18 protein-coding genes, 2 pseudogenes and 1 riboswitch are annotated in these 20607 nt (G+C 71.9%); of the genes and pseudogenes, 6 read left to right on the plus strand and 14 right to left on the minus strand.

The window, feature by feature from the left end; translation table 11 throughout:
- The first annotated feature begins 118 nt into the window (after positions 1-118).
- The 5 genes and pseudogenes from yaaA to M3Q35_RS25865 all read left to right on the plus strand — a co-directional run bounded on the left by yaaA (position 119) and on the right by M3Q35_RS25865 (position 6842).
- Positions 119-850, plus strand: coding sequence for a peroxide stress protein YaaA (yaaA, locus tag M3Q35_RS25845; RefSeq protein WP_273935097.1), 732 nt, complete (start codon positions 119-121; stop codon positions 848-850).
- Positions 851-889: 39 nt separating this feature from the next.
- Positions 890-3016 carry a putative bifunctional diguanylate cyclase/phosphodiesterase gene (locus tag M3Q35_RS25850; RefSeq protein WP_273935098.1) on the plus strand — a complete coding sequence of 709 codons (2127 nt, stop codon included), beginning with the start codon at positions 890-892 and terminating at the stop codon, positions 3014-3016.
- 4 nt (positions 3017-3020) lie between these two features.
- On the plus strand, positions 3021-3827 hold the full coding sequence (locus M3Q35_RS25855) for an SAM-dependent methyltransferase (protein ID WP_273935099.1): 807 nt from the start codon (positions 3021-3023) through the stop codon (positions 3825-3827).
- Positions 3828-4054: 227 nt separating this feature from the next.
- Positions 4055-4995, plus strand: a pseudogene (locus tag M3Q35_RS25860) (serine protein kinase RIO).
- Between the two features lie 257 nt (positions 4996-5252).
- Positions 5253-6842, plus strand: a complete 1590-nt coding sequence (locus M3Q35_RS25865; RefSeq protein WP_379794270.1) for a DEAD/DEAH box helicase — start codon at positions 5253-5255, stop codon at positions 6840-6842.
- A 98-nt stretch (positions 6843-6940) separates the two neighbouring features.
- Here M3Q35_RS25865 and cobA read toward each other — a convergent pair whose 3' ends face one another.
- The 14 genes and pseudogenes from cobA to M3Q35_RS25935 all read right to left on the minus strand — a co-directional run bounded on the left by cobA (position 6941) and on the right by M3Q35_RS25935 (position 19579).
- Positions 6941-8155 (minus strand): uroporphyrinogen-III C-methyltransferase, encoded by a 1215-nt coding sequence (gene cobA / locus M3Q35_RS25870; RefSeq protein WP_273935100.1) that lies wholly within the window; start codon positions 8153-8155, stop codon positions 6941-6943.
- Positions 8145-8735 (minus strand): precorrin-8X methylmutase, encoded by a 591-nt coding sequence (locus tag M3Q35_RS25875; protein WP_273935101.1) that lies wholly within the window; start codon positions 8733-8735, stop codon positions 8145-8147. Before M3Q35_RS25875 ends, cobA begins: the two co-directional genes overlap by 11 nt.
- A gap of 5 nt (positions 8736-8740) precedes the next feature.
- Entirely contained in the window at positions 8741-9007 is a 267-nt protein-coding gene (locus tag M3Q35_RS25880; protein ID WP_273935102.1) for a hypothetical protein, read from the minus strand.
- A complete protein-coding gene (locus M3Q35_RS25885; protein WP_273935103.1) occupies positions 9004-9174 on the minus strand; it encodes a hypothetical protein in 171 nt (56 codons plus the stop codon). The genes M3Q35_RS25880 and M3Q35_RS25885 overlap by 4 nt, the downstream gene beginning before the upstream one ends.
- Positions 9174-9797, minus strand: coding sequence for a BON domain-containing protein (locus tag M3Q35_RS25890; RefSeq protein WP_273935104.1), 624 nt, complete (start codon positions 9795-9797; stop codon positions 9174-9176). The genes M3Q35_RS25885 and M3Q35_RS25890 overlap by 1 nt, the downstream gene beginning before the upstream one ends.
- A gap of 73 nt (positions 9798-9870) precedes the next feature.
- On the minus strand, positions 9871-10890 hold the full coding sequence (locus tag M3Q35_RS25895) for a cobalamin biosynthesis protein (protein ID WP_273935106.1): 1020 nt from the start codon (positions 10888-10890) through the stop codon (positions 9871-9873).
- Entirely contained in the window at positions 10887-12083 is a 1197-nt protein-coding gene (cbiE, locus tag M3Q35_RS25900) for a precorrin-6y C5,15-methyltransferase (decarboxylating) subunit CbiE (RefSeq protein WP_273935107.1), read from the minus strand. Before cbiE ends, M3Q35_RS25895 begins: the two co-directional genes overlap by 4 nt.
- Positions 12084-12087: 4 nt before the next feature.
- On the minus strand, positions 12088-13212 hold the full coding sequence (locus M3Q35_RS25905) for an SAM-dependent methyltransferase (protein ID WP_273935108.1): 1125 nt from the start codon (positions 13210-13212) through the stop codon (positions 12088-12090).
- Positions 13209-13946: a precorrin-2 C(20)-methyltransferase gene (gene cobI, locus M3Q35_RS25910; protein ID WP_273935109.1), complete on the minus strand. Its 738-nt coding sequence runs from the start codon at positions 13944-13946 to the stop codon at positions 13209-13211. The genes M3Q35_RS25905 and cobI overlap by 4 nt, the downstream gene beginning before the upstream one ends.
- The gene (locus M3Q35_RS25915; protein WP_273935110.1) at positions 13943-15274 is read right to left on the minus strand and encodes a cobyrinic acid a,c-diamide synthase CobB; all 1332 of its coding nucleotides are present in this window, start codon (positions 15272-15274) and stop codon (positions 13943-13945) included. The genes cobI and M3Q35_RS25915 overlap by 4 nt, the downstream gene beginning before the upstream one ends.
- Positions 15268-15882: a cob(I)yrinic acid a,c-diamide adenosyltransferase gene (gene cobO, locus M3Q35_RS25920; RefSeq protein ID WP_273935111.1), complete on the minus strand. Its 615-nt coding sequence runs from the start codon at positions 15880-15882 to the stop codon at positions 15268-15270. Before cobO ends, M3Q35_RS25915 begins: the two co-directional genes overlap by 7 nt.
- A gap of 1 nt (position 15883) precedes the next feature.
- Positions 15884-17838 (minus strand): annotated as a pseudogene (locus M3Q35_RS25925) (putative cobaltochelatase).
- Positions 17839-17889: 51 nt separating this feature from the next.
- Positions 17890-17973, minus strand: a riboswitch (cobalamin riboswitch).
- 60 nt (positions 17974-18033) lie between these two features.
- On the minus strand, positions 18034-18999 hold the full coding sequence (locus tag M3Q35_RS25930; RefSeq protein WP_273935113.1) for an SGNH/GDSL hydrolase family protein: 966 nt from the start codon (positions 18997-18999) through the stop codon (positions 18034-18036).
- Positions 19000-19060: 61 nt separating this feature from the next.
- Positions 19061-19579 (minus strand): TetR/AcrR family transcriptional regulator, encoded by a 519-nt coding sequence (locus tag M3Q35_RS25935; protein ID WP_273935114.1) that lies wholly within the window; start codon positions 19577-19579, stop codon positions 19061-19063.
- Between the two features lie 91 nt (positions 19580-19670).
- Here M3Q35_RS25935 and M3Q35_RS25940 point away from each other — a divergent pair, with 91 nt between their 5' ends.
- Entirely contained in the window at positions 19671-20606 is a 936-nt protein-coding gene (locus M3Q35_RS25940; protein ID WP_273935115.1) for a quinone oxidoreductase family protein, read from the plus strand.
- Position 20607: the final 1 nt, after the last annotated feature.

Raw genomic sequence — 20607 nt, forward strand, 5'->3', positions numbered from 1 at the left:
GGGAAAGTGGTTTATCGGCGGAGGCGAAACGAGTGTAAGCGCGATCACGTCGGCCTCACAAGACCCGCCGGGAAACCGCTGGCACGACCGGCCGGGACGATCGCGGTAATCTCGGACGGTGCTGGTGCTGCTACCCCCGTCCGAGACGAAGTCCGACGGCGGCGCCGGCGGCCCGCTCGACCTGGACTCGCTGTCCTTCCCCGAGCTGACGCCGCTGCGCCGCAAGCTGGCCGACGCGCTGGTGACGCTGGCCGCGGACGTGCCGGCGAGCCTGCGGGCGCTGGAACTGTCCGAGCGCCAACACCACGAGGTGCACCGCAACGCGGCCCTGCTGACCTCCCCGACCGCGCCGGCGCTGTCCCGCTACACGGGCGTCCTGTACGACGCGCTCGACGCGAAAACCCTGTCCAAGGCGGAGAAGTCGCGGGCCGACAAGCGGCTGGCCGTCGCATCGGCGCTGTTCGGCGTGGTCCGCGCGGGCGACCCGATCCCGGCCTACCGGCTGTCCGGCGGCAGCTCGCTGCCGGGCATCGGCACGCTCAGCGCGCACTGGCGGCCGGAGCTGGAGCCGGTGCTGAAAGACGTCGACGAGCTTGTGGTGGACATGCGCTCCGGCGCCTACGCGGCGCTGGCGAAGATCCCGCACGCGGTCACGGTCAAGGTCGTGATGCCCAACGGCAAGACGGTCAGCCACTTCAACAAGGCCTACAAGGGCAGGCTGGCCCGATTGCTGGCCACCGCCCCGAAAGAGGCCGCGAACCTGTCCGGCCTGGTCCGCACGGCCACGGCGGCCGGGCTGACGGTGCGGCAGACCGGCGAGCGCTCGGTTGACCTCGTGGTGACGGACTAGTCGGCGATACAGTCGTCTGATCACGGCTGGAGAGGCGGCATGACGGGCGACGAGGAGCAGGGCGGGGCGATGTACCCCGGCCTCGCCGACTTCGCGCGGCTGTGGGCCGGCGCGGTGCTCCCGACCAGCAACGTCCCGCTGTCCAGGGGCGAGCTCCAGGTCATCCTGAAAGGCTTCGCCGAGCTGCTGACGGCGTCGCTGCGGGCCGGCACCTTCGACCACACGCAGGCCATCGAGGTCGGCCGCGGCCTGGTCGCCACCCAGCTGGTCGGCCCGAAGGCGCTGGACGCCACGATCCGGGTCCTCGGCCGGCAACTGCGGGCGGAGGCCGACGACGACCGGCTGGTGGATCTGCTGGGCGCGGTCGCCGGCGGCTACGTGGACGCGCTGCGCGACCACATCTTCCAGCAGCAGGAAACGTTGAAGAAGGCGGTGTTCCGGGCCCGCGACGCGGCGGAGAAGGCCCTGCGGGCCAGCGAGCGCCGGTTCCGCACGGTGTTCACCGAGTCGGTGGTCGGCATCGCCATCGGCGACATCCAGGGCCACATCGTCAGCTCCAACCTGGCCATGCAGGAGATGCTCGGCTACAGCGCCGACGAGCTGCGCCAACGCACGCCCTACGACCTGATGCCGCGCAAGGACGCCGAGGAGGTCTCCACCGCCTACCGCAAGCTGATCAACGGCCAGTTCACCTCGCTGCGCTCCGAGCAGCAGATGCTGCGCAGCGACAACGAGCCGATCTGGGTGCACATCGCGGTCACCCTGATCAAGGACGAGAACGGCCTGCCGGACTACCCGGTGGTGATGATCGAGGACATCTCCGACCTGCACCTGCTCCAGGACCGCTGGACCCACCAGGTGGCCCACGACCCGCTGACCAACCTGCACAACCGGGCGCTGTTCGTGTCCAAGGTGGAGACGGCGGTCGGCGGACTCGGCCCTGGCGACCGGATCGGGCTGGCCTGCTTCGGCCTCGACGGCATGTCGGTGATCAACGCGGGCGTGTCCGACCAGGTCGGTGACAAGATCCTCAAGACGACCGCGGACCGGCTGCGCACGGTGGTCGGTGACGACAACGGACTGCTGGGCCGGGTCGACGGCGACCGGTTCGCGCTGCTCGCGGTGCGCTCGACCACCCGGGACATGGTGGCGACGGTGGAGCGGGCGATGGCCCGCATCGCCGAGCCGGTGGTGGCCGAGGGCCGTGAATACGCGGTGACGGCCAGCGTCGGCATCGTGGAGCGGGCGGCCGCGGGCTCGGATCCGGCGCAGCTGCTGGCCGACGCCGAGCTGGCCATGCACTGGGCCAAACAGGACGGCCGGGCCCAGTGGGCGCTGTTCGAGGAGGACCGGGGCAGCCGCCAGCGCCGCGACTTCGTGCTGGCCGCGCAGCTGCCGTCGGCCCTGCGCGGCGACCAGTTCACCGTGGAGTTCGAGCCGATCGCCCGGGTCGGCGACCGCGGCCTCGCCGGCTTCTCCACGGTCGTGTCCTGGGACCATCCGGAGCACGGAGTGTTGGCGGCCAAGGACTTCCTGCACCTGGCCGAGCGCACCGGCCACATGCTGCCGCTGGGCAGCTGGACCCTGCGGCAGGCCTGTGAACAGGCCCGGCAGTGGCACGACGAGCACGGCGACCGGACGCCGCCGCTGTCGGTGAACCTGCCCAACCGGATGGTCTGCGACCAGGACATCGTGAAACTGCTTCGCACTGTGGTCGAGGAAACCGGTGCACGCTACGAGCAGCTCGCGCTCGAAGTGGACAACAGCGTGCTGCGCGACCAGGACGGCGATCCGGCCGAGGTGCTGGAAGTGTTGCAGGAACTGGGTTTCCGGGTGCTGGTCAGCGGCATGACGGCCACCGGCTGCCCGCACGGCTTCGCCGACCTGCCGGTGCACGGCGTGAAGCTGGCCCCGCAGTTCGTGGCCACGCTGGGCGTGGACGACAAGCCGGAGCCGTCGGCCGAGCGGGCCATCGGCGGCGTGGTGTCGGCGGCGCAGCTGGCCGAACTGCCCGTGTACGCGGTCGGTGTGCAGGACGAGCGGCATGCCGCGGCGCTGCGTGAGCTGGGCGTGGAGTTCGGGCAGGGCGACCACTTCGGACCGCCGTCGCTGCCGTTCGAAGTGGAACCGATGATCATCGCCGGCAATGTCGACCCCGATTGGTGAGTCAGTGAACCTGCCCGACTGGGCGCCCAAGGGCGTCGACGTGGACAAGGCCAGCGCCGCCCGGCTCTACGACTTCTTCCTCGGTGGCAGCTACAACTTCGAGGTGGACCGGATACTGGGCCGCAAGCTCGCCGAGGCCGCGCCCGGCGTGTACGAGTTCACCCGGCTCAACCGGGCCTTCCTGCGCCGGGCCGTGCGCTACCTGTGCGAGCAGGGCATCGACCAGTTCCTGGACATCGGCTCGGGCATCCCGACTGCCGGCAACGTGCACGAGATCGCGCAGCGGACCAACCCGGACGCCCGCGTGGTCTACGTGGACAACGAGCCGGTCGCGGTCGCGCACAGCGAGCTGCTGCTGGAGGACAACCCCAACGCCGTCGCCTTCGAGGCCGACCTGCGTGACCCGGACAGCATTCTGGGGCACGAGAAGACCAGGAAGATGCTGGACTTCAGCCGCCCGATCGGGCTGCTCTCGGTCGCCGTCTACCACTTCATCCCCGAGGTGGCCGACCCGCAGGCGCTGGCCGCCCGCTACCGCGCGGCCCTGCCCAGCGGCAGTTTTCTCGCGGTCTCGCACGTGACCGAGGACTCCATGGGCGACCAGGTCCGGCAGCTGGTCGACCTGATGCGCGCCAGCCAGAACCCGGTGACGCCGCGGACCAGGGCCGCGTTCACCGCGCTGTTCGACGGATTCGAGCTGGTCGACCCGGGCGTGGTCTTCACGGCCCAGTGGCATCCGGAGTCGCCGGAGGACGTCGGCGAGCACCCGGAGGACTCGGCCGTCTACGCGGCGGTCGGGCGCAAGCCGTAAATCGGTTGCGGACACCGGTGAGTCGGCGGCATGATCCGCGCCGACCCGAATGAGCGTGGATCGACCCGGAGGAGGTGCCTCATGGCAACGACTGCCGTCAGGGGCGTGGCCTGCACCCGTCCCGGCGTCCCGCTGAGGTCCGCGTAGCGAGAACCACGAGGTTCCGCACGGCGAGAACCTGCTCGGTGGGGCGTCTTCCCAGTTCTTTTCTCGAGGAGACCTCACCAGTGCGCGAGCACGACTTCGATTTCGACCTGCCCGCGAAACGACGCAAGCGTCGATTCGACGACGACGAACCCCGTCCCACCCGCGGCGGCCGCCTGACCGAGGAGGCCAGGGGCTGCTCGCCCAGGCGCGCGCCGACGCGATGGAGACGGATCCGCTGCCCGACGGGGCCGACCGCTGGTCCACCTGGGGCGACGGCGACCTGGGCCCGGAGCCCCGGCCGGAGTGGCTGATCACCGAGGCCGCCGCGGTCGACCATGAGCTGGGGCCGGTGAAGACCGGCAAGGAGGCCGACGTCTTCCTGCTGCGCCGGTCACTGCCCGGCAGCGGGCGGACCACGCTGCTGGCGGCCAAGCGGTACCGCAGCAACGAGCACCGGATGTTCCACCGGGACGCCGGCTATCTCGAAGGCCGTCGGATGCGCAAGTCCCGCGAGATGCGGGCCATCGCCACGCGCACCACCTTCGGCCGCAACCTGATCGCCGAGCAGTGGGCGGTCGCCGAGTTCTCCGCACTCAGTCAACTTTGGACGGCCGGCGTGCCGGTGCCGTACCCGGTGCAGCGCACCGGCACGGAGCTGCTGCTGGAGTTCCTCGGCGACGCCGACGGGGCGGCCGCGCCCCGGCTGGCCCAGCTGCGGCCGGTCGGCGCGCAGCTGCGGGAGCTCTGGTATCAGCTGGTCGAGGCGCTGCGGGCGATGGCGTCGAAGGGCCTGGCCCACGGCGACCTGTCCGCGTACAACCTGCTGGTGCACGACGACCGGCTGGTGCTGATCGACCTGCCCCAGGTGGTCGACGTGGTGGCCAACCCGCGTGGGCCGGAGTTCCTGGCCCGGGACGTGCGCAACATCACGTCCTGGTTCGCGGGCAAGGGGCTGCCGGTCGAGCTGGCCGACGCCGACGGCCTGACCGAAGAACTTCTGGCCGAGGCGGGAATGACCTGAGCCGATCGGGTGTTGGTGGTCGATGGTGGCCGCCAACACCTGGTTAGCCAGCTCACTGGCCGGCGGGAGCAGGCGGCCCCGATGATCAGATACACTTGTCCAGCACCGCTGTGGCGCGTAGCCACGCCCACCGTGATCCGCGGTGCGCCCCACCCACCATCGGCGCAGTACTTCGATGCGCCGGGCCCGTCCTTGTGAATCACCGCGACGTTTCCGCGGCGCCTCCCCGTGACGTGCCAACGTTCCGGAAGGTTTTTGTGCCCGCACCATCGTCCGACCGCCGTTACGAGAGCTCTCCGCGCGTCAACGGCTCTTCTTCCTCTTCGCGTGGCAACGGCAACAACGGCGGCTACCGTGGCCGGCCCAACCGCCGCCGCAGCAAGCCCGTCGAGTCCTACCAGCCGATCATCGCCGAGGACATCCCCTCGACGCTGCCGGAGGGCCCGCTGCCCTCGTTCGAGGAGCTCGGCCTGGCCAAGCCCCTGCTGGACGCGCTGACCGCGGCCGGCATCAGCGAGCCGTTCCCGATCCAGGCCGCCACGCTGCCCGACACCATGGCCGGCCGGGACGTGCTCGGCCGTGGCCAGACCGGCTCCGGCAAGACGCTGGCCTTCGGCCTCGCGCTGCTGAGCCGGCTCAACGGCGGCCACGCCAAGCCGCTGCACCCGCGGGCCATCGTGCTCGTGCCCACCCGTGAGCTGGCCATGCAGGTCAGCGACGCCCTCACGCCGTACGCGCGCTCGCTCGGCCTGTGGTGCCGGACCGTCGTCGGCGGCACCTCGTTCACCCGCCAGGCCGACCAGCTGCGCCGCGGCGTCGACCTGCTGATCGCCACCCCGGGCCGGCTGTCCGACCACGTCCGGCAGGGCACCTGCGTGCTGTCCGACGTGGAGTTCACCGCGCTGGACGAGGCCGACCAGATGGCCGACATGGGCTTCATGCCGCAGGTCCGCGCCATCCTGGACCTGGTCGCCCCCGGCGGCCAGAAGCTGCTGTTCTCGGCCACCCTCGACCGGGACGTGGACAAGCTGGTCCGCGAGTACCTGAACAACCCGGTCGTGCACTCGGTGTCGCCGCCCACCGGCAGCGTCACCACCATGGAGCACCACCTGCTGATGGTGTCCAACGACGACAAGCCGGACGTGATCAACGAGGTGGCCGCCCGCGAGGGCCGGACCATCATGTTCGTCCGGACCAAGCACCACGTGGACCGGCTGACCAAGAAGCTGCGCTCCATCGGCGTGCACGCCGGCGCGCTGCACGGCGGCAAGGCCCAGAACGCCCGCACCCGGGTGCTCAACGAGTTCCGGGACGGCACCACCCCGGTGCTGGTGGCCACCGACGTCGCCGCCCGCGGCATCCACGTCGACGACGTCAGCCTGGTCGTGCACGTGGACCCGCCGGCCGACCCGAAGGACTACCTGCACCGGGCCGGCCGCACCGCCCGCGCCGGGCAGTCCGGCACCGTCGTCACCCTGGTCACGCACGACCAGCGGCGCGCGGTGCACGGCCTGACCTCGCGGGCCGGCGTCAAGCCGACCAGCACCAACGTCCGCCCCGGCGACGAGGAGCTGGTGCGCATCACCGGCGCCCGCGTGCCCAGCGGCGAGCCGGTGCCGGAGTTCATCCCCAAGGCGCGCACCGCGCGTCCGGGCGGCGCCGGCGGCGGACAGCGCCGTAGCTGGGGCGACCGCGGCGAGCGGTCCTCCGCCGAGCGCGGCGGCCGCAGCTGGGGCGAGCGTCGTCACGGCGGCGAGCGTGGCAGCCGCGGCGAGCACGGCCACGGCGGCCCGCGCGGCGAGGGTCGCAGCTACGGCGGCGAGCGCCGTCGCAGCTTCAACCACTGACACTAACCCCCGCGAGTCCCGCTTAGCGTCACACCGAACTGCGTGAATCCGTTTCACGCATTGGGTGTGACGGTGGGCGGGACTCGCGGGGTTTGGTGTCAGGTTAGGTGGTCGCCCAGGGCGGCTACGGGGCCGAAGACGATGATCGCCGGCGGGCGGATCTCCTCGGCCACTACCTGGTCGGCGACCTCGGACAACGTCGTGCGCACGACCCGCTGAGAGCGCGTGGTGCCCTCCTGGATGACCGCCACTGGCGTGTCGGCCGGCCGGCCTTCGAGCAGGGCGTCCGCGAAGGCACGAATGCGTTCCACGCCCATCAACAGCACCAGGGTGCCGCGCAGCCGGGCCAGCGCCGTCCAGTCGACCAGGGATCGGGGGTCATCGGGGGCAACGTGCCCGGAGACGACCACGACCTCGTGGGCCACGCCGCGATGGGTGACGGGCACGTTGGCCACGGCCGGCACGCCGAAGGCGCTGGTCACGCCGGGGACGATGGTCACCGGCACGCCGGCCTCGGCGCAGGCCAGCAGCTCCTCGAAGCCCCGCCCGAACAGGTACGGGTCGCCGCCCTTGAGCCGGACCACGAACTTGCCGGCCTTGGCCTCCTCGATCAACGTCGAGTTGATCACTTCCTGGCTGGCCGCCCGCCCGTACGGGATCTTGGCCGCGTCCACCACCCGCACGTGCGGCGGCAGCTCGTCCAGCAGCTGCATCGGCCCGAGCCGGTCGACCACGACGACATCGGCCAGCGACAACAGCCGCCGCCCGCGAACGGTGATCAACTCGGGGTCGCCGGGTCCGCCGCCGACCAGCGCCACGCCGCCCTCACTGGGCTTCTCAGGGTGGTCGACCACCGAGCCGGTGCGCAGGGCGGTGAGCACGCCGTCCCGTACGGCCGCGGAACGCCGGGGCTGGCCACCGGACAGCACGCCGAGCAACAGCCCGTCGTGCTCGCCGACGGCCGGCGTGACGGCGGTGCCCTGGGTGCCGGCGTCGGACCGCACGCAGAAGATGCGCCGCCGCTCGGCCTCGGCCGCGACGGCCTCGTTGACCTCGGTGACCTGCGTGCAGGTGACGACGTACCAGGCGCCGTCGAGGTCGCCGTCGGCGTACGGCCGCTGGTGCCAGGTCAGCTCGCCGGCGTCGGCCATGCCCTGCACGGCCGGGGTGATGTGCGGCGCGATCACCTCGACCGCCGCCCCGGACGCGACCAGGCGGGGCAGCCGGCGCTGCGCCACGGTCCCGCCGCCGACGACGACCACGCGGCGGCCGCTGAGGTCGAGCCCGACCAGGTAGTGCTGCTCAACGGACATGGGCGTCAGCCTGCCATGCGTCGACCAGGGCGTTGACCACGGAACCGGCGATCGCCGCGCCGCCACGCTCGGTGGCCGAGCTGGCCGACGGCAGCCCGGAGCGGCGCAGCGCCGCCTTGGCGTCGACCGAGCCGACGAAGCCGACCGGGATGCCGATCACCAACGCCGGCCGCAACACGCCTGCGGCCGAAAGCCGCAGGATCTCCTGCAACGCCGTCGGCGCATTGCCGACCGCCCACACGGCACCGTCGGGAAAAGCCTTGGCCGCCAACCGAATCCCGGCCGCGGACCGGGTCGTGCCCTCGGCCTTGGCCAGCTCGGCCACGCCGGGCATGTCCAGCCCGATCACGGTCTCGCGCGGCGCGACGGCGGCGGCCAGCATCCGGACGTCCACGACCAGTGGGGCGCCCGCGCCCAGCGCATCCCGCCCGGCGGCCAGCGCGGCCTCGTCCAGCACGAGATCGCCGAGCCAGGTCGGGTCGGCAGTGGTGAGTATCACCCGCTCGGCGACGGCGCGGGTGAGCGGCGGCAGGTGCCCGGTGTCCACCCGGGAGCGCAGGACGGTCAGCTGGTCGGTCACACGGCTCAGGATTTCATGACGATCCGCGCGCTCACGGGCCGGTTGAAGCAGGAGGCGCCGACCAGGCCGTAGCCGTCGACGATGTACACCGTGCCGCTGTGTTCCGTTGAGCCGTCCGAACACAGCACGTCCATGGAAAACCGCCCGGTGCCGTGGCACCAGCCGACGGCCGAGGTCTGGTCGAGACGCGTCCCGCAGTCGTGCAGGCCGGTGTCGGCGGTGGCCACGCCGGCCGTGGCCAGCATCAGCGCGGCGACGAGCAGCGTCCTCATTCCGCCGCCTCCATCTCGACCACCTTGCGGTCCCCGGTCGACTTCTCGACGACCACCGGCGGCGCCGCGAATCGGCGCTGCATCAGGAACGCAGCTGCGGTGACGGCCGAACCGGCCACGAAGGACACCAGGCACCACACGAAAACCTGGCCGAACAACCACATCATCAGGAACTCCTGGTCTTGTCCACGACGACGCCCTGGCCGAACAGCCGGGTCAGCAGCGCGTTCGTGTTGGCCTTGTGCGCGGCGTCGGGCAGCACGCCGTCGAGCACGACCCGGCCGTCCGTCACCGACACCGTCACATTCGAGCCGGGTTCCAGCGTCAGCACGGAAACCAGGGCGGCGGCCGCGGTCGTGGTCATCGCGAAGTCGGTGCCGGGACTGGTCGAGGTGTGGTCGACCAGCGCGCGGCCGTGCGCGTATTCGCCGATCACGTGCAGGAACTGCTTGCGCCACGCGTCCTGCTGCGTGGTCCCGGTGATCACGACCTGCTTGTCGTCCACCGAGATGGTCAGCGGACCCAGCGCCGGGTCGCGCGCGGCCACGGACCGCACGCCGGGCAGCGCCTGCACCGCCTTCTTGGCGTCCGGGATGCGCTCGAACGGCACGCCGACCAGCGTCACGTCCCGGCCGCTCACCACCACGTCACCCGAGCCGGCCAGGGCGCTGTTCGACTCGGCGGTGATCTTTCGCTCGATGTCGTTGCCCTGCACCGCGATGCCGATTAGGGCCAGCGCTGCGGGTACGGCGACAGCAGAGGTCAGCCAGTACCGGGTCCAGGGACGCACACCCTCGGTTCTACTCGCCGGCGACCGCGTTGAGACACAGGCTGGCCGACGGTTCACCCGGCCGTGCGACCCACTAAGGCTTGATGCGCACCGCCGCCACCGTCACGTTCTCGCCCTTGGCCTTGGGCACCACCAGCTCGACCGGACGGCCCTGCGCCATCTCCGCCGCCGCGTACAGCGCGGCCGCCTCGGCCACACTGGGCGTGCCGGTTTCCCGCTGCACCACGGCACTCGGGTTGGGAACGTCCACAGTGGACAGCGTCTCGGCCGGATAGGTCAGCAGGGTCGGCGGATCCTCGCCGACACTGCCCTGGCCGTGCCAGAAGTTCCAGTCCTCCAACGCCTGGAGCACACCGGCCTCGCGCGCCTTGAGATCGATGCTCGCGAACGCCCGCACGGCCCGCAGGTCCAGCCCGAAGTCCCACTCCAGCATGGACAGCACGGAGCTGACCTCGTCACCGGACACGCCCTTGGACGCGCCGACGCCGACCACCAGCGTGCGGGGCACGATACGCAGCAACTCACTGCCGTCCGAAATCTGAGTGGCCAGCCGGTCGTCGATCACGATCGTCCAACGCGCGCCGTTGGAGTGGCCCACGTTGTCCGGCATCGGCGGCAGCGCGAAGCCCATCGGGTTGAGCAGCCGGATCGGCTCCCCGTCCAGCAGCGCCGCCGCGCACTCGGCGATGTCACCGTCCACAGTGGCATCAAGCTGGTCGACCAACTGCTCCAACACCGTGTCGCCGGTGTTGTCACTGCCGGTCGACGCCACCATGGTCAGGCCGAGCACTTCGGCGATCCGGTCGGCCAGCGCGTTGGCCCCGCCGGCACTGCCGCCGGCCAGCACCACCACGAACCCCTCGGTCACGCACACCACGGCCGGCGAGGACTCGTCCTGCACCAGCATCGGCGCGATGGTCCGCACCGCCGCGCCGATCGGCATCAGCAGCACGGCCGAGCCCAGCTTGGTCCACATCCGGTGCACGACCTGGTGCACCGGGCCGTCGCCGACCATGGTGTCCCGGCCCAGCTTGGCCGACAGCTCGACGGCCAGCTTGCGCTGCTCCGCGTCGATGGCGAACAACCCGATCACGACCGCACCCCCCACAACACCGTCACCGGGTTGACCGCGGACAGGCGGCTCGACCCGTCGGGGAGATCGGCCAGCCGGGAGGCGGACAGCTGCACGCCCTCGACCCGATAACCGCTCTCCCGCAACGCATCCCTCGCCGGCGCGATCCGGTCCACCGCGGCCAGCGACACCACCATGCGGGGCGCGCCGACGCTGGCCGCCGCCCGCACCACCTTGGTGCCGCCACCCCCGACGAAGATTGCGTCGGGCTGGGGCAGACCGTGCACCGCGGCCAGGAACTCGGCCTCCACCACGCGAACCTCGACGCCGTGCGTGGTGACGTTGGCGATGATCCGCACGCACTGCACCGGATCCCGCTCGATCGCCACGACGGCCGCGCCGAACCGGGCGCATTCCACTGCCACAGAGCCAGATCCGGCGCCCACGTCCCAGATCAGCGTGCCCGGCGTCGGGGCTAGCTTGGACAGGGCCAGCGCCCGCACCTCGGCCTTGGTGACCATGCCGTCCCGGTGCGCGAAGTCGTCCTCGGGCAGCGCCCAGCCGGCCGTGCCGGGCAGCGGCTCGCCGCCGGCCAGCCAGCCGCGCGGTGCGATACCGTCCGGATCGGCCAGGCACAGCACGACATTCGGCTCACGCCACGGCCTCTTGGGCGCGTCGGCAGCGTCCACAGTGGACACGACCTCGTCGCCGCCGATGTCCTCGGCCACGACGAAGGTGCGCCGCCAGCCGGTCAGCCCGGCCCCCAGTTCCGCCGGCCCCGCGCCGGGCGCGGTGAGCACCGCGACCGCGGGCCGGGCCCGGCAGACGTTGAGCGCCGCCCGCAGGCCGCGGCCGTGCGCGCTGACCACCGTGACGTCGTCCCATGGCCGGCCGACCAGCGCCGCCAGCCGGGCGATGCTGGACGGGGCCGGCACCACCTGCGGCCGGATTCCCTTGTCCCGCAACGCCCGCAGGATGCCGAAGTAGCCGGGGTCGCCGGAGGCCAGCACCACCGCCGGCCCGTGCTCGGCGGTGTGCGCGGCCAACGCCTCAAGCGCCTTGTCCAGCGCCCCCAGCTCGATGGTGGTGGCGCCGTTGCGGACATGCAGGTCCAGGTGCCGACGACCGCCGACGACCAGGGTCGCCTTGTCCACAAGGGCCTCGCCGCCGGGCGGCAGCGCGGCCCCGTCCACCCCGATCACGGTGATCGTCATCAGCTCACCCGCTCTTGCGCGTCCGCTTCGCCTGCGTTGTCTTCTTGGCCGGCTGCTTGTTGGCCGTCCCCGTACGCGCCGTGGTCCGCGGCGCCTGCGCGATCTTGGCCGGCGACACCGACACCTTCTGCGGCTCCTCGGCCGGCATGTCCAGCGCCGCCTGGTCGACGTCCGGCTTGGCCGCCGGCTTGGGCGTCGGCGACTTGGTACGGGCGTCGGCCTGCCAGCTGTGCACGGCCCGCCAGGCCGCCTGCGACGTCTCACCGGACGCCTGGGCCGGCACCTCGCTGCGGGCCGAGGCGATCCGGTTGGTCCGGCCGGCGCGGGCCGACCACGTGCTGCGGCGCGCGGTGCGCTCGCCCGCGTCGGCGGCCTCCTCGACCGGCTCGGCCGCGGCGGTCGTCTCGGCGCGGCGGTAGCGGGCCTTGGCCGCCGGGGCCATCGCCTTGCCGACCAGGAACAGCGTGTGCCGCCACAGCTTGCGCTGCTTGACGGTCGCCTCCAGCTCGCCCAGCGTGGTGTTCAGCAGCAGCTCGTCCGGCCAGGTCGTCTTGTACGCCACCACGACCGGCGTGTCGGCGGCGTAGCCGCCCTCGGTCAGCTCCTCGACCAGCTGCCCGGCGCGGGCCGCCGCCACGAACACGCCCATGGTCGCGCCGTGCCCGGCGAACTGGCGGATCTGGGTGGCGTCGGGCAGCGCCGTGGCGTCCACCCGGGTCAGGATGAGCGACTGGTCGCCGTCGGTCAGCTCGCGGCCGACCGAGGAGACCGCCGCCGACACCGGGGACACGCCCGGCACGATCTCGGACTCGACGCCGATCCGGCGGCAGGCCTCGACCTGGTCGCGGACCGCGCCCCAGAGCACCGGGTCGCCGTTGATCATGCGGACCACCCGGAGCTTGTCCCGCGCGGCCCGGCGGAACAGCTCGACCAGGTCGTCCGCGCCGGAGCGGGACAGGTCGATCAGCTCGGCGTCGGAGCGCACGTGCTCACGAATGCACTCCGCGTCGACCAGGCTCGGGGCCCACACCACCACGTCGGCGTCGGCCAGCCGGCGCGCGCCGCGCAGTGTGATCAGGTCGGCGGCGCCCGGACCCGCGCCGACGAAGGACACCAACCCCGACTTCACAGTTGCTCTCCTCTCCCGCCCCGCGGCGGAAGTATCACGACGGTGGACAAGTACGGCGCAGCAACCGACCCGTCCACTTCAGACAGCGGGAGCACCCGAGCCTTCTGTGTGCCGAGATGCTCGGCGTACACCGAGCGGTCCAGCGCCCCGGCGGCCTCGATCTCGGCGCGGAGCTCGTCGAGTCGTCGGCCGCCCTTGTAGGCGACGACGGTACCGCCACCCCGCAAGGCGGCCCGCAGCCCGGTCAGGTCTCGGGTCACCGGGACCAGCGTGAGCGACTCCGTGCCTTCCACCAGATGGAGTCCGGCGGCGCTGGCGGTGGCCTGCATCGCCGTGATTCCGGGGCTGTAAGCCACTTCCACCGCGGGCAGCAACCGCCGAACGGTGGCCGCGAGATAGGTGAAAGTGGAGTAGACCATCGGGTCGCCGATGGTCGCGAACACCGCGTTGCCGCCGTGCTCACGGAGATGATCGGCCACTCGTGCGCCGGCCGCGTCCCACAGTTCGTTACGACGTTGTTGTGAACCGCGCACGTCGTCGTTCAACGCGAACACCAGTCGCTCCACCGGCGCGTCGGCCGGCAGATGGGCCCGGACCACGGCCTCGGAGCGGCCTTCCTCCTCGGGCGACATGACCGGCACGAACACCCGGTCGGCCTCCCTGAGCTCGCGCAGCCCGGCCAGCGTGAGCAGCTCCGGGTCGCCGGGGCCGACACCGAGTCCGACCAGTCTCACTTCGTGCACCTTTCGACGAACCGCCGGATGGCGAGCGGGGCGCCGGCCGGATGTGTGTGCAGGTAGGACGCGTGTACGCCGCCGTGCACGAAGCCCTCGGGCGCCGCGCCGCGCCAGCGCCAGGCCGGCTGCGCACCGTGCCGCGGGGTGACGGCGGTGCGGTGGAACTCGTGCCCCGTCACCCGGTCCCCGATCGAGTGCAATGTTGACTCGACCGGGGCTAGAGCGTCGCGGTAGCCGAGGGTCAGTCGGGAAGTCATGGTCGCCGTGGCGTCGAGGACCCCACACATCGGCAGGCCGTCCAGCTCGTTCACGAGATAGAGCAGACCGCCGCATTCGGCGTGCACGGGAGCGCCGGTGCGAGCCAGCTCCGTGACCTCCTGGCGGAGCGAGTCGTTGGCCGAGAGCTCGGCGGCGTGCTGCTCAGGGAAGCCGCCGGGCAGCACCAGCCCGGCGGTGTTGTCGGGAAGTTGCTTGTCCCGCAACGGATCCAGGGTCACGACCTCGGCGCCGGCGGCTTTGAGCAGCTCGACATGCTCGGCGTAACCGAACGTGAAGGCCGATCCCCCGGCCACCGCCACCACCGGTCGGCCGTTGACCGGTTCCACGTCCGGACGCCACGGTTCGACGGTCAGCTCTGGTGCTGTGGATGCCAAGGCCTTCACGGCGTCGAGGTCCACGCCGTGGGAAACGGCGTCGGCCATGGCCTCGACCGCTTGCACGGCAACGGATCCGTGCTCCGCCGCGGTGACGAGACCGAGGTGCCGGGACGGCACCTCCAGGCCGCTGCCGCGGCGGACCACACCCAGCACGTCGAGCCCGACCTCGTCGCAGGCGTCCCTGAGAACCTCTTCGTGACGTTCCGAGCCGACCTGGTTCAGGATGACCCCGGCCAGCCGGATCTTGGCGTCATAGCTGCGAAATCCGTGCAGAAGTGCCGCGAGGCTGCGACCCTGGCCCCGGCCGTCGACAACCAGCACGACCGGGGCTTCCAACAACGTTGCGACATGGGCGGTCGAACCCTGGCCATCAGTGCCGATGCGCCCGTCGAACAGGCCCATCACACCTTCGATCACCGCGATGTCGGCACCGGTCGCGCCGTGCCGGAGCAGCGGCGCGATGCGCTCCTCGCCGACCAGCACCGGATCGAGATTGCGCCCCGGCCGGCCGGTGGCCAGCGCGTGATAGCCCGGGTCGATGTAGTCGGGGCCGACCTTGAACGGCGCGACCCGGTCGCCCCGACGGCGCAGCGCCGCCATCAGCCCGGTGGCGACGGTGGTCTTGCCGCTGCCCGAGGACGGGGCGGCGATCACCAGCCTGGCTACCACTCGATCCCCCGCTGGCCCTTCTGCCCGGCGTCCATCGGGTGCTTGACCTTGGTCATCTCCACCACCAGGTCGGCGGCGTCGGTGAGCCGGGCCGGCGCGTCCCGGCCGGTGATCACCACGTGCTGGAAGCCGGGGCGGTCGCGCAACGTGGACACGACCTCGTCGACGTCGACCCAGCCCCACTTCAGCGGGTATGTGAACTCGTCGAGCACGTACAGGCCGTGCTCCTCGGCCTGGATCCGGCGCTGGATCTCACGCCAACCCTCCAGCGCGGCGGCGGCGTGGTCCTCGTCGGTGCCGGGCTTGCGGGTCCACGACCAGCCCTCGCCCATCTTGTGCCACTGCACCGGCCCGCCCTGGCCGGTGCGCTCGTGCACCTCGCCGAGGGCCTTGAACGCGGCCTCCTCGCCGACCTTCCACTTCGCCGACTTCACGAACTGGAACACGCCGATCGACCAGCCCTGGTTCCAGCCACGCAGCGCCAGCCCGAAGGCGGCGGTGGACTTGCCCTTCATCACGCCCGTGTGCACGACCAGCAGCGGGCGGTTGCGGCGCTGCTTGGTGGTGAGGCCGTCCGCCGGGACAACCTCCGGCTTTCCCTGTGGCATGTCAGGCCGCCCTCGTCGCTCGCACCACGCCGGCCATCTGCTCGGCCGACAACTGCTCCAACCGCAGGCACACGCCGCCGAGCGCGGTGGCCAGCTTGTCCACGAGGCCCAGTCGCACGGGCCCGTGCTCGCAGTCGACCACGACTGCCGCGACGCCGTCGTTGGCCAGCAGCGCCGCCGCCTTGAGTGAGTCCTGCACGGGGTCGTGGCCGGGGCGCGCAGCGGTCGCGCGGCCGTCCGTGACGACGACCAGCAGCGGGCGTCGCCGCGGATCGCGCAGCTTCTCGACCGTCAACACCTTGTGCGCCTTGAGCAAGCCGTCGGCCAGCGGCGTGCGGCCGCCGGTGCGCAGCTTCTTCAGGCGCGCCACGGCCGCGTCCACGGACGACGTCGGCGGCAGCGCCACCTGGGCGTCGGTGCCGCGGAACGTCACGACGCCGACCTTGTCGCGGCGCTGATAGGCGTCGCGCAGCAGTGACAGCACGGCACCGCTGACCGCCGACATGCGCTGCCGTGCGGCCATGGAGCCGGAGGCGTCGACCGCGAACAGCACAAGGTTGCCCTCCTTGCCTTCACGCACGGCCAGGCGCAGGTCCTCGCCCTTGAGCCGCAGGCCCGCGCCGTCACGGCCCCGCGCCTTCTGGTGCGGGGCGGCTGCGGTGACCGTGCCGACGAGGTGCAGGCCGTGGCCGTCCACAGTGGACGAGCGCACGGTGCGACCGCCGGCGGCGCGGGCGCGGGACCGGCGGCCCGGAGCCCCTCGCCGACACCGGGGACCTGGAGCAGACGGGCCTTGAACGCCGGCGACGGGGCCGCGGGGGCCTGGTCCTTCGGGGCCTTGCCGTCGCCCTGTTGCGGTTGTTGCTGCGGTTGTTGTTGAGGGCCCTCGGAATCCGGGGGAGCTTCACCGCCGTCCGGGTCGTCGTCGGGGTCTTCGGGCTCCAGCTCCGCGGCGGCCTGCTGCATGGCGTCCTGCAACTGCTGCTCGTCCACGCCCGGTTCGTCGAACGGGTCGCGCCGACGGCGGTGCGGCAGCGCGAGCCGAACCGCGGCCTCGACGTCCGCCTCCGTCACGGTGTTCGCGCCACGCCACACGCAGTGCGCGATGGCCGTACGGGCGACGACGAGGTCGGCGCGCATGCCGTCCACCTCGAACGCCGCGCACACGGCCGCGATGCGACGCAGCTCGGTGTCGGGCAGCACGGCGTTGGGCAGCTCCGCGCGTGCCTTGACGATGCGCACCGCCAGCTCCGCGTCAGCCTCCGCCCAATCGGCGGCAAAGCCCGCGGGGTCCGCCTCGTAGGCGAGACGGCGGCGCACGACCTCCGTACGGGTCGAGACGTCACGTGAGGCCAGTACCTGCACCGTGAGGCCGAAGCGGTCCAGCAGCTGCGGACGCAGCTCGCCCTCCTCGGGGTTCATCGTGCCCACGAGCAGGAACGACGCCGCGTGCGACACGGAGACGCCCTCGCGCTCCACGTGCGCGCGGCCCATCGCCGCCGCGTCGAGCAGCAGGTCCACGAGGTGGTCGTGCAGCAGGTTGACCTCGTCGACGTACAGGACGCCACGGTGCGCCGCCGCGAGCAGCCCCGGCTGGTACGCCCGCACGCCCTCGGTCAGCGCCCGTTCCAGGTCGAGCGAGCCGACGAGGCGGTCCTCGGTCGCCCCCACCGGCAGCTCCACCAGCCGTGACGGCCGGCGGTCGACGCCGTCGGCGTGCGGGCCGTCCGGGCAGTCGGGGTCGGGGTTGGCCGGGTCGCACGCGAACCGGCAGTCCGGCACCACGTCCAACTCCGGCAGCAGCGCGGCCAGCGCGCGCACGATGGTCGACTTGGCGGTGCCCTTCTCGCCGCGTACGAGCACGCCGCCGATGGCCGGGTGCACGGCGTTGAGCAGCAGCGCCAGCCGTAGGTCGTCGTGCCCCACCACAGCGGAGAACGGGAAGCGAGGTGCCATGCCAGGTCCTTCCTCGGGTGTCCACGCCCGGGTCCGGTCGGACGAGGGGCCGAGTTCCTGACTCCCGGGCCGCAGTAGATGAACTGCGGCCAGGTCACAGTGGCGGGACCGTCCCGGGCTCGCACCGGGTTCCTCGCGCACACCTCGCTGTCGGCGGGAGTCTAGTTGGACCCCCGCCGGCAGCCAGTGGCCGATTCAGCCCTTGAGCAGGGCGTTGGCCAACTTGGTGAGGGTGCTCACACCGGCCGTCGGCGCGGTCGGCGCCACGGACGTGACGCTGCGGCTGACGCCGAGCGTCCTGGCGATGATCGCCGCCTCGCCGACCATGCCGGCCTTCAGCGGGTGGTAGGGGTACGCCGCGAACAGGTTGAAGTTCTTGCCCTGGATCCAGGCGTTGCTGCCGGCGCACGCGTCGTGCCCGAGCGACGGCGTGTACGTGTCGACATAGGTTGCGCCACCGCCGCCGGCGGCGGTGGACAGCGCGGCGTTGAGGGCACGCTCGATGCTGTCCAGGTACGGGTAGTCGCCGTCGGCGAACGGCAGCACGTCCGGGCACGTGCCGGTCGGCGGCGCGATCCGCGGGTAGCCGATCACCAGCACCTTGGCGTGCGGCGAGCGCTGGTGGATGCCCTGCACCACGGCCGCCACCTTGCCCTGCGTGGCGGCGATGCTGGCCAGCAGCACGTCCTGGCCGTTCACCGTGAAGTGCGCCTTGCACGGCGCGCCGTGCGGATCCGAGTCACGTAGGCCCGGACAGGTGCCGACGACGTTGCCGAACACGCTGTCGTCGTTGCCGCCGATGCCGACCGTGACCAGGTCGGTGTCCGCACGCAGGGCGTTGAACTGCGGCTTGTTCGTGCCGAACAGCGGCACGCTCTGCGGGTTGGTCATGTTGGTGGTGTCCGCGCCGCCGCAGCTGACGTCCGTGTAGCTGCTGACGTGCAGCGTCGCGGCGAGTAGCGCCGGATAGTTGTTGGTCGAGCGCACGCACCCGATCGGGTCAAGGCGCAGGAACGGGATGAACGGGCCTGAGGTGTACGAGTCGCCGAGGGCGACGTATCGGGAGTAGGACGGAGTGGCCGCGGCGGCGGCCCCGGCTCCCACGGTGACCAGTGACGTGACGACGACTACCGCAGCCGTGAGCACGCGGCGCAGGGTCATGGCTCCTCCACGCTGAGCAGCGAACCGACCGCCCAGTGTGCTCAGTTCGGCCTAGCGGGGGTCAATCCCCCAACACGATCGACGTAAGGGCCAGCACGTTCACCCTGAGTGTGTCCTCCTGGCCCGGCTCGACCATCTCGCTGCGCATGGCGCCGATGATCACCTTGGCCAGGAAGTCGGCGTCGGCGTCCGGCCGGACCTCCGAGATCAGCGCGGCCAGCCGGCCCAGCCACGGCGGCGGGCCGAAACAGGCCACCCGTTCCATCGCCGTCATCAACGGCCGCAGGCGGATGACGATCAGGTCGAACAGCTCGTCGACCAGCCGCAGCGCCCGCTCCCGCGCCGGCACGGACTCGTCCATGGCCCGGGCCTGCACGTCCGGCCACCACTGCTCGGTCTGCTCGTCGACCACTGCCCGGATCAGACCGTCGCGATCGCCGAAGCGCCGGAACAGGGTGCCCTTGCCGACGCCGGCCTCGGACGCGATGGCGTCCATGGAGACCTGGGGACCGTGGACGCACAGCAGGCGGCTGGCCACGTCGACGATCACCCGGTGGTTGCGCACGGCGTCGACTCGCATGGATCCATCTTGCCCCTTGACACGAACGGACCGGCGGTCCGTATAGTGGGCGTCACAAGCGGACCGCCGGTCCGCACGTCTGGGGGACATCATGAAGGCAGTGCGTCAACACAGCTACGGCGGACCCGAGGTACTGGTGCTGGAGGAGGTGCCGGACCCGGTGCCGGCCGCCGGCGAGCTGTTGGTCCGCGTGTCGGCGGCCGGCGTCAACTACGCCGACACCATGCTCCGGGCCCACGAGCCCGACGAGCGTTTCCGCCCACCGGGCGGCTTCCCGGTCACACCCGGCATCGAGGTCGCCGGCACCGTCCTGACCGAGGACTCCCCGTTGGCCGGCCGCCGCATCGTCAGCTTCATCCCGTCCGGCGGCTACGCCGAGCTGGCCGTCGTGCCGGCCGCCGGTGTCATCCCCATCCCCGACGACCTCGACGACCACACCGCGCTGGCCCTGTTCGCCCAGGGCGCGACCGCGGTCGGCGTGATCGACGTCGCCAAGGTCACCGCCGCCGACACCGTCCTCGTCGAGGCCGCCGCCGGCGGCATCGGCACCCTGCTGGTCCAGCTGGCCAAGCGAGCCGGTGCCACGGTGATCGCCGCCGCCAGCAGCGCCGGCAAGCTCGACCTGGCCCGCAGCCTGGGCGCGGACCAGGTCGTCGACTACAGCCGCGAGGGCTGGACCGAGGGGGTCGGCCCGGTCACCGTCGTGCTCGACTCGGTGGGCGGCCGCGTCGGGGCCGAGGCCTACCGGCTGCTGTCCCCGTTGGGACGCATGGTCTTGTACGGCCACGCCTCCGGCGAGCCCACCGCCCTCACCACCACAGAGATCTTCACCGTCGGCGCAGCGGTCATCCCGCTCAGCCTCACCTACGACGCCCGCCTGCTCCCCGACTACACCCGCCAGGCGTTCGAGCTGGCCGGCGACCTCAAGCCGGTGATCGGCGACGTCTTACCCCTGGCCGACGCGGCCAAGGCCCATCGAGCCCTGGAGGAGCGGACGTCCGTCGGCAAGTTGATCCTGGTGCCGTGAC

This window comes from Kutzneria chonburiensis (assembly GCF_028622115.1).
GTDB lineage: Bacteria > Actinomycetota > Actinomycetes > Mycobacteriales > Pseudonocardiaceae > Kutzneria > Kutzneria chonburiensis.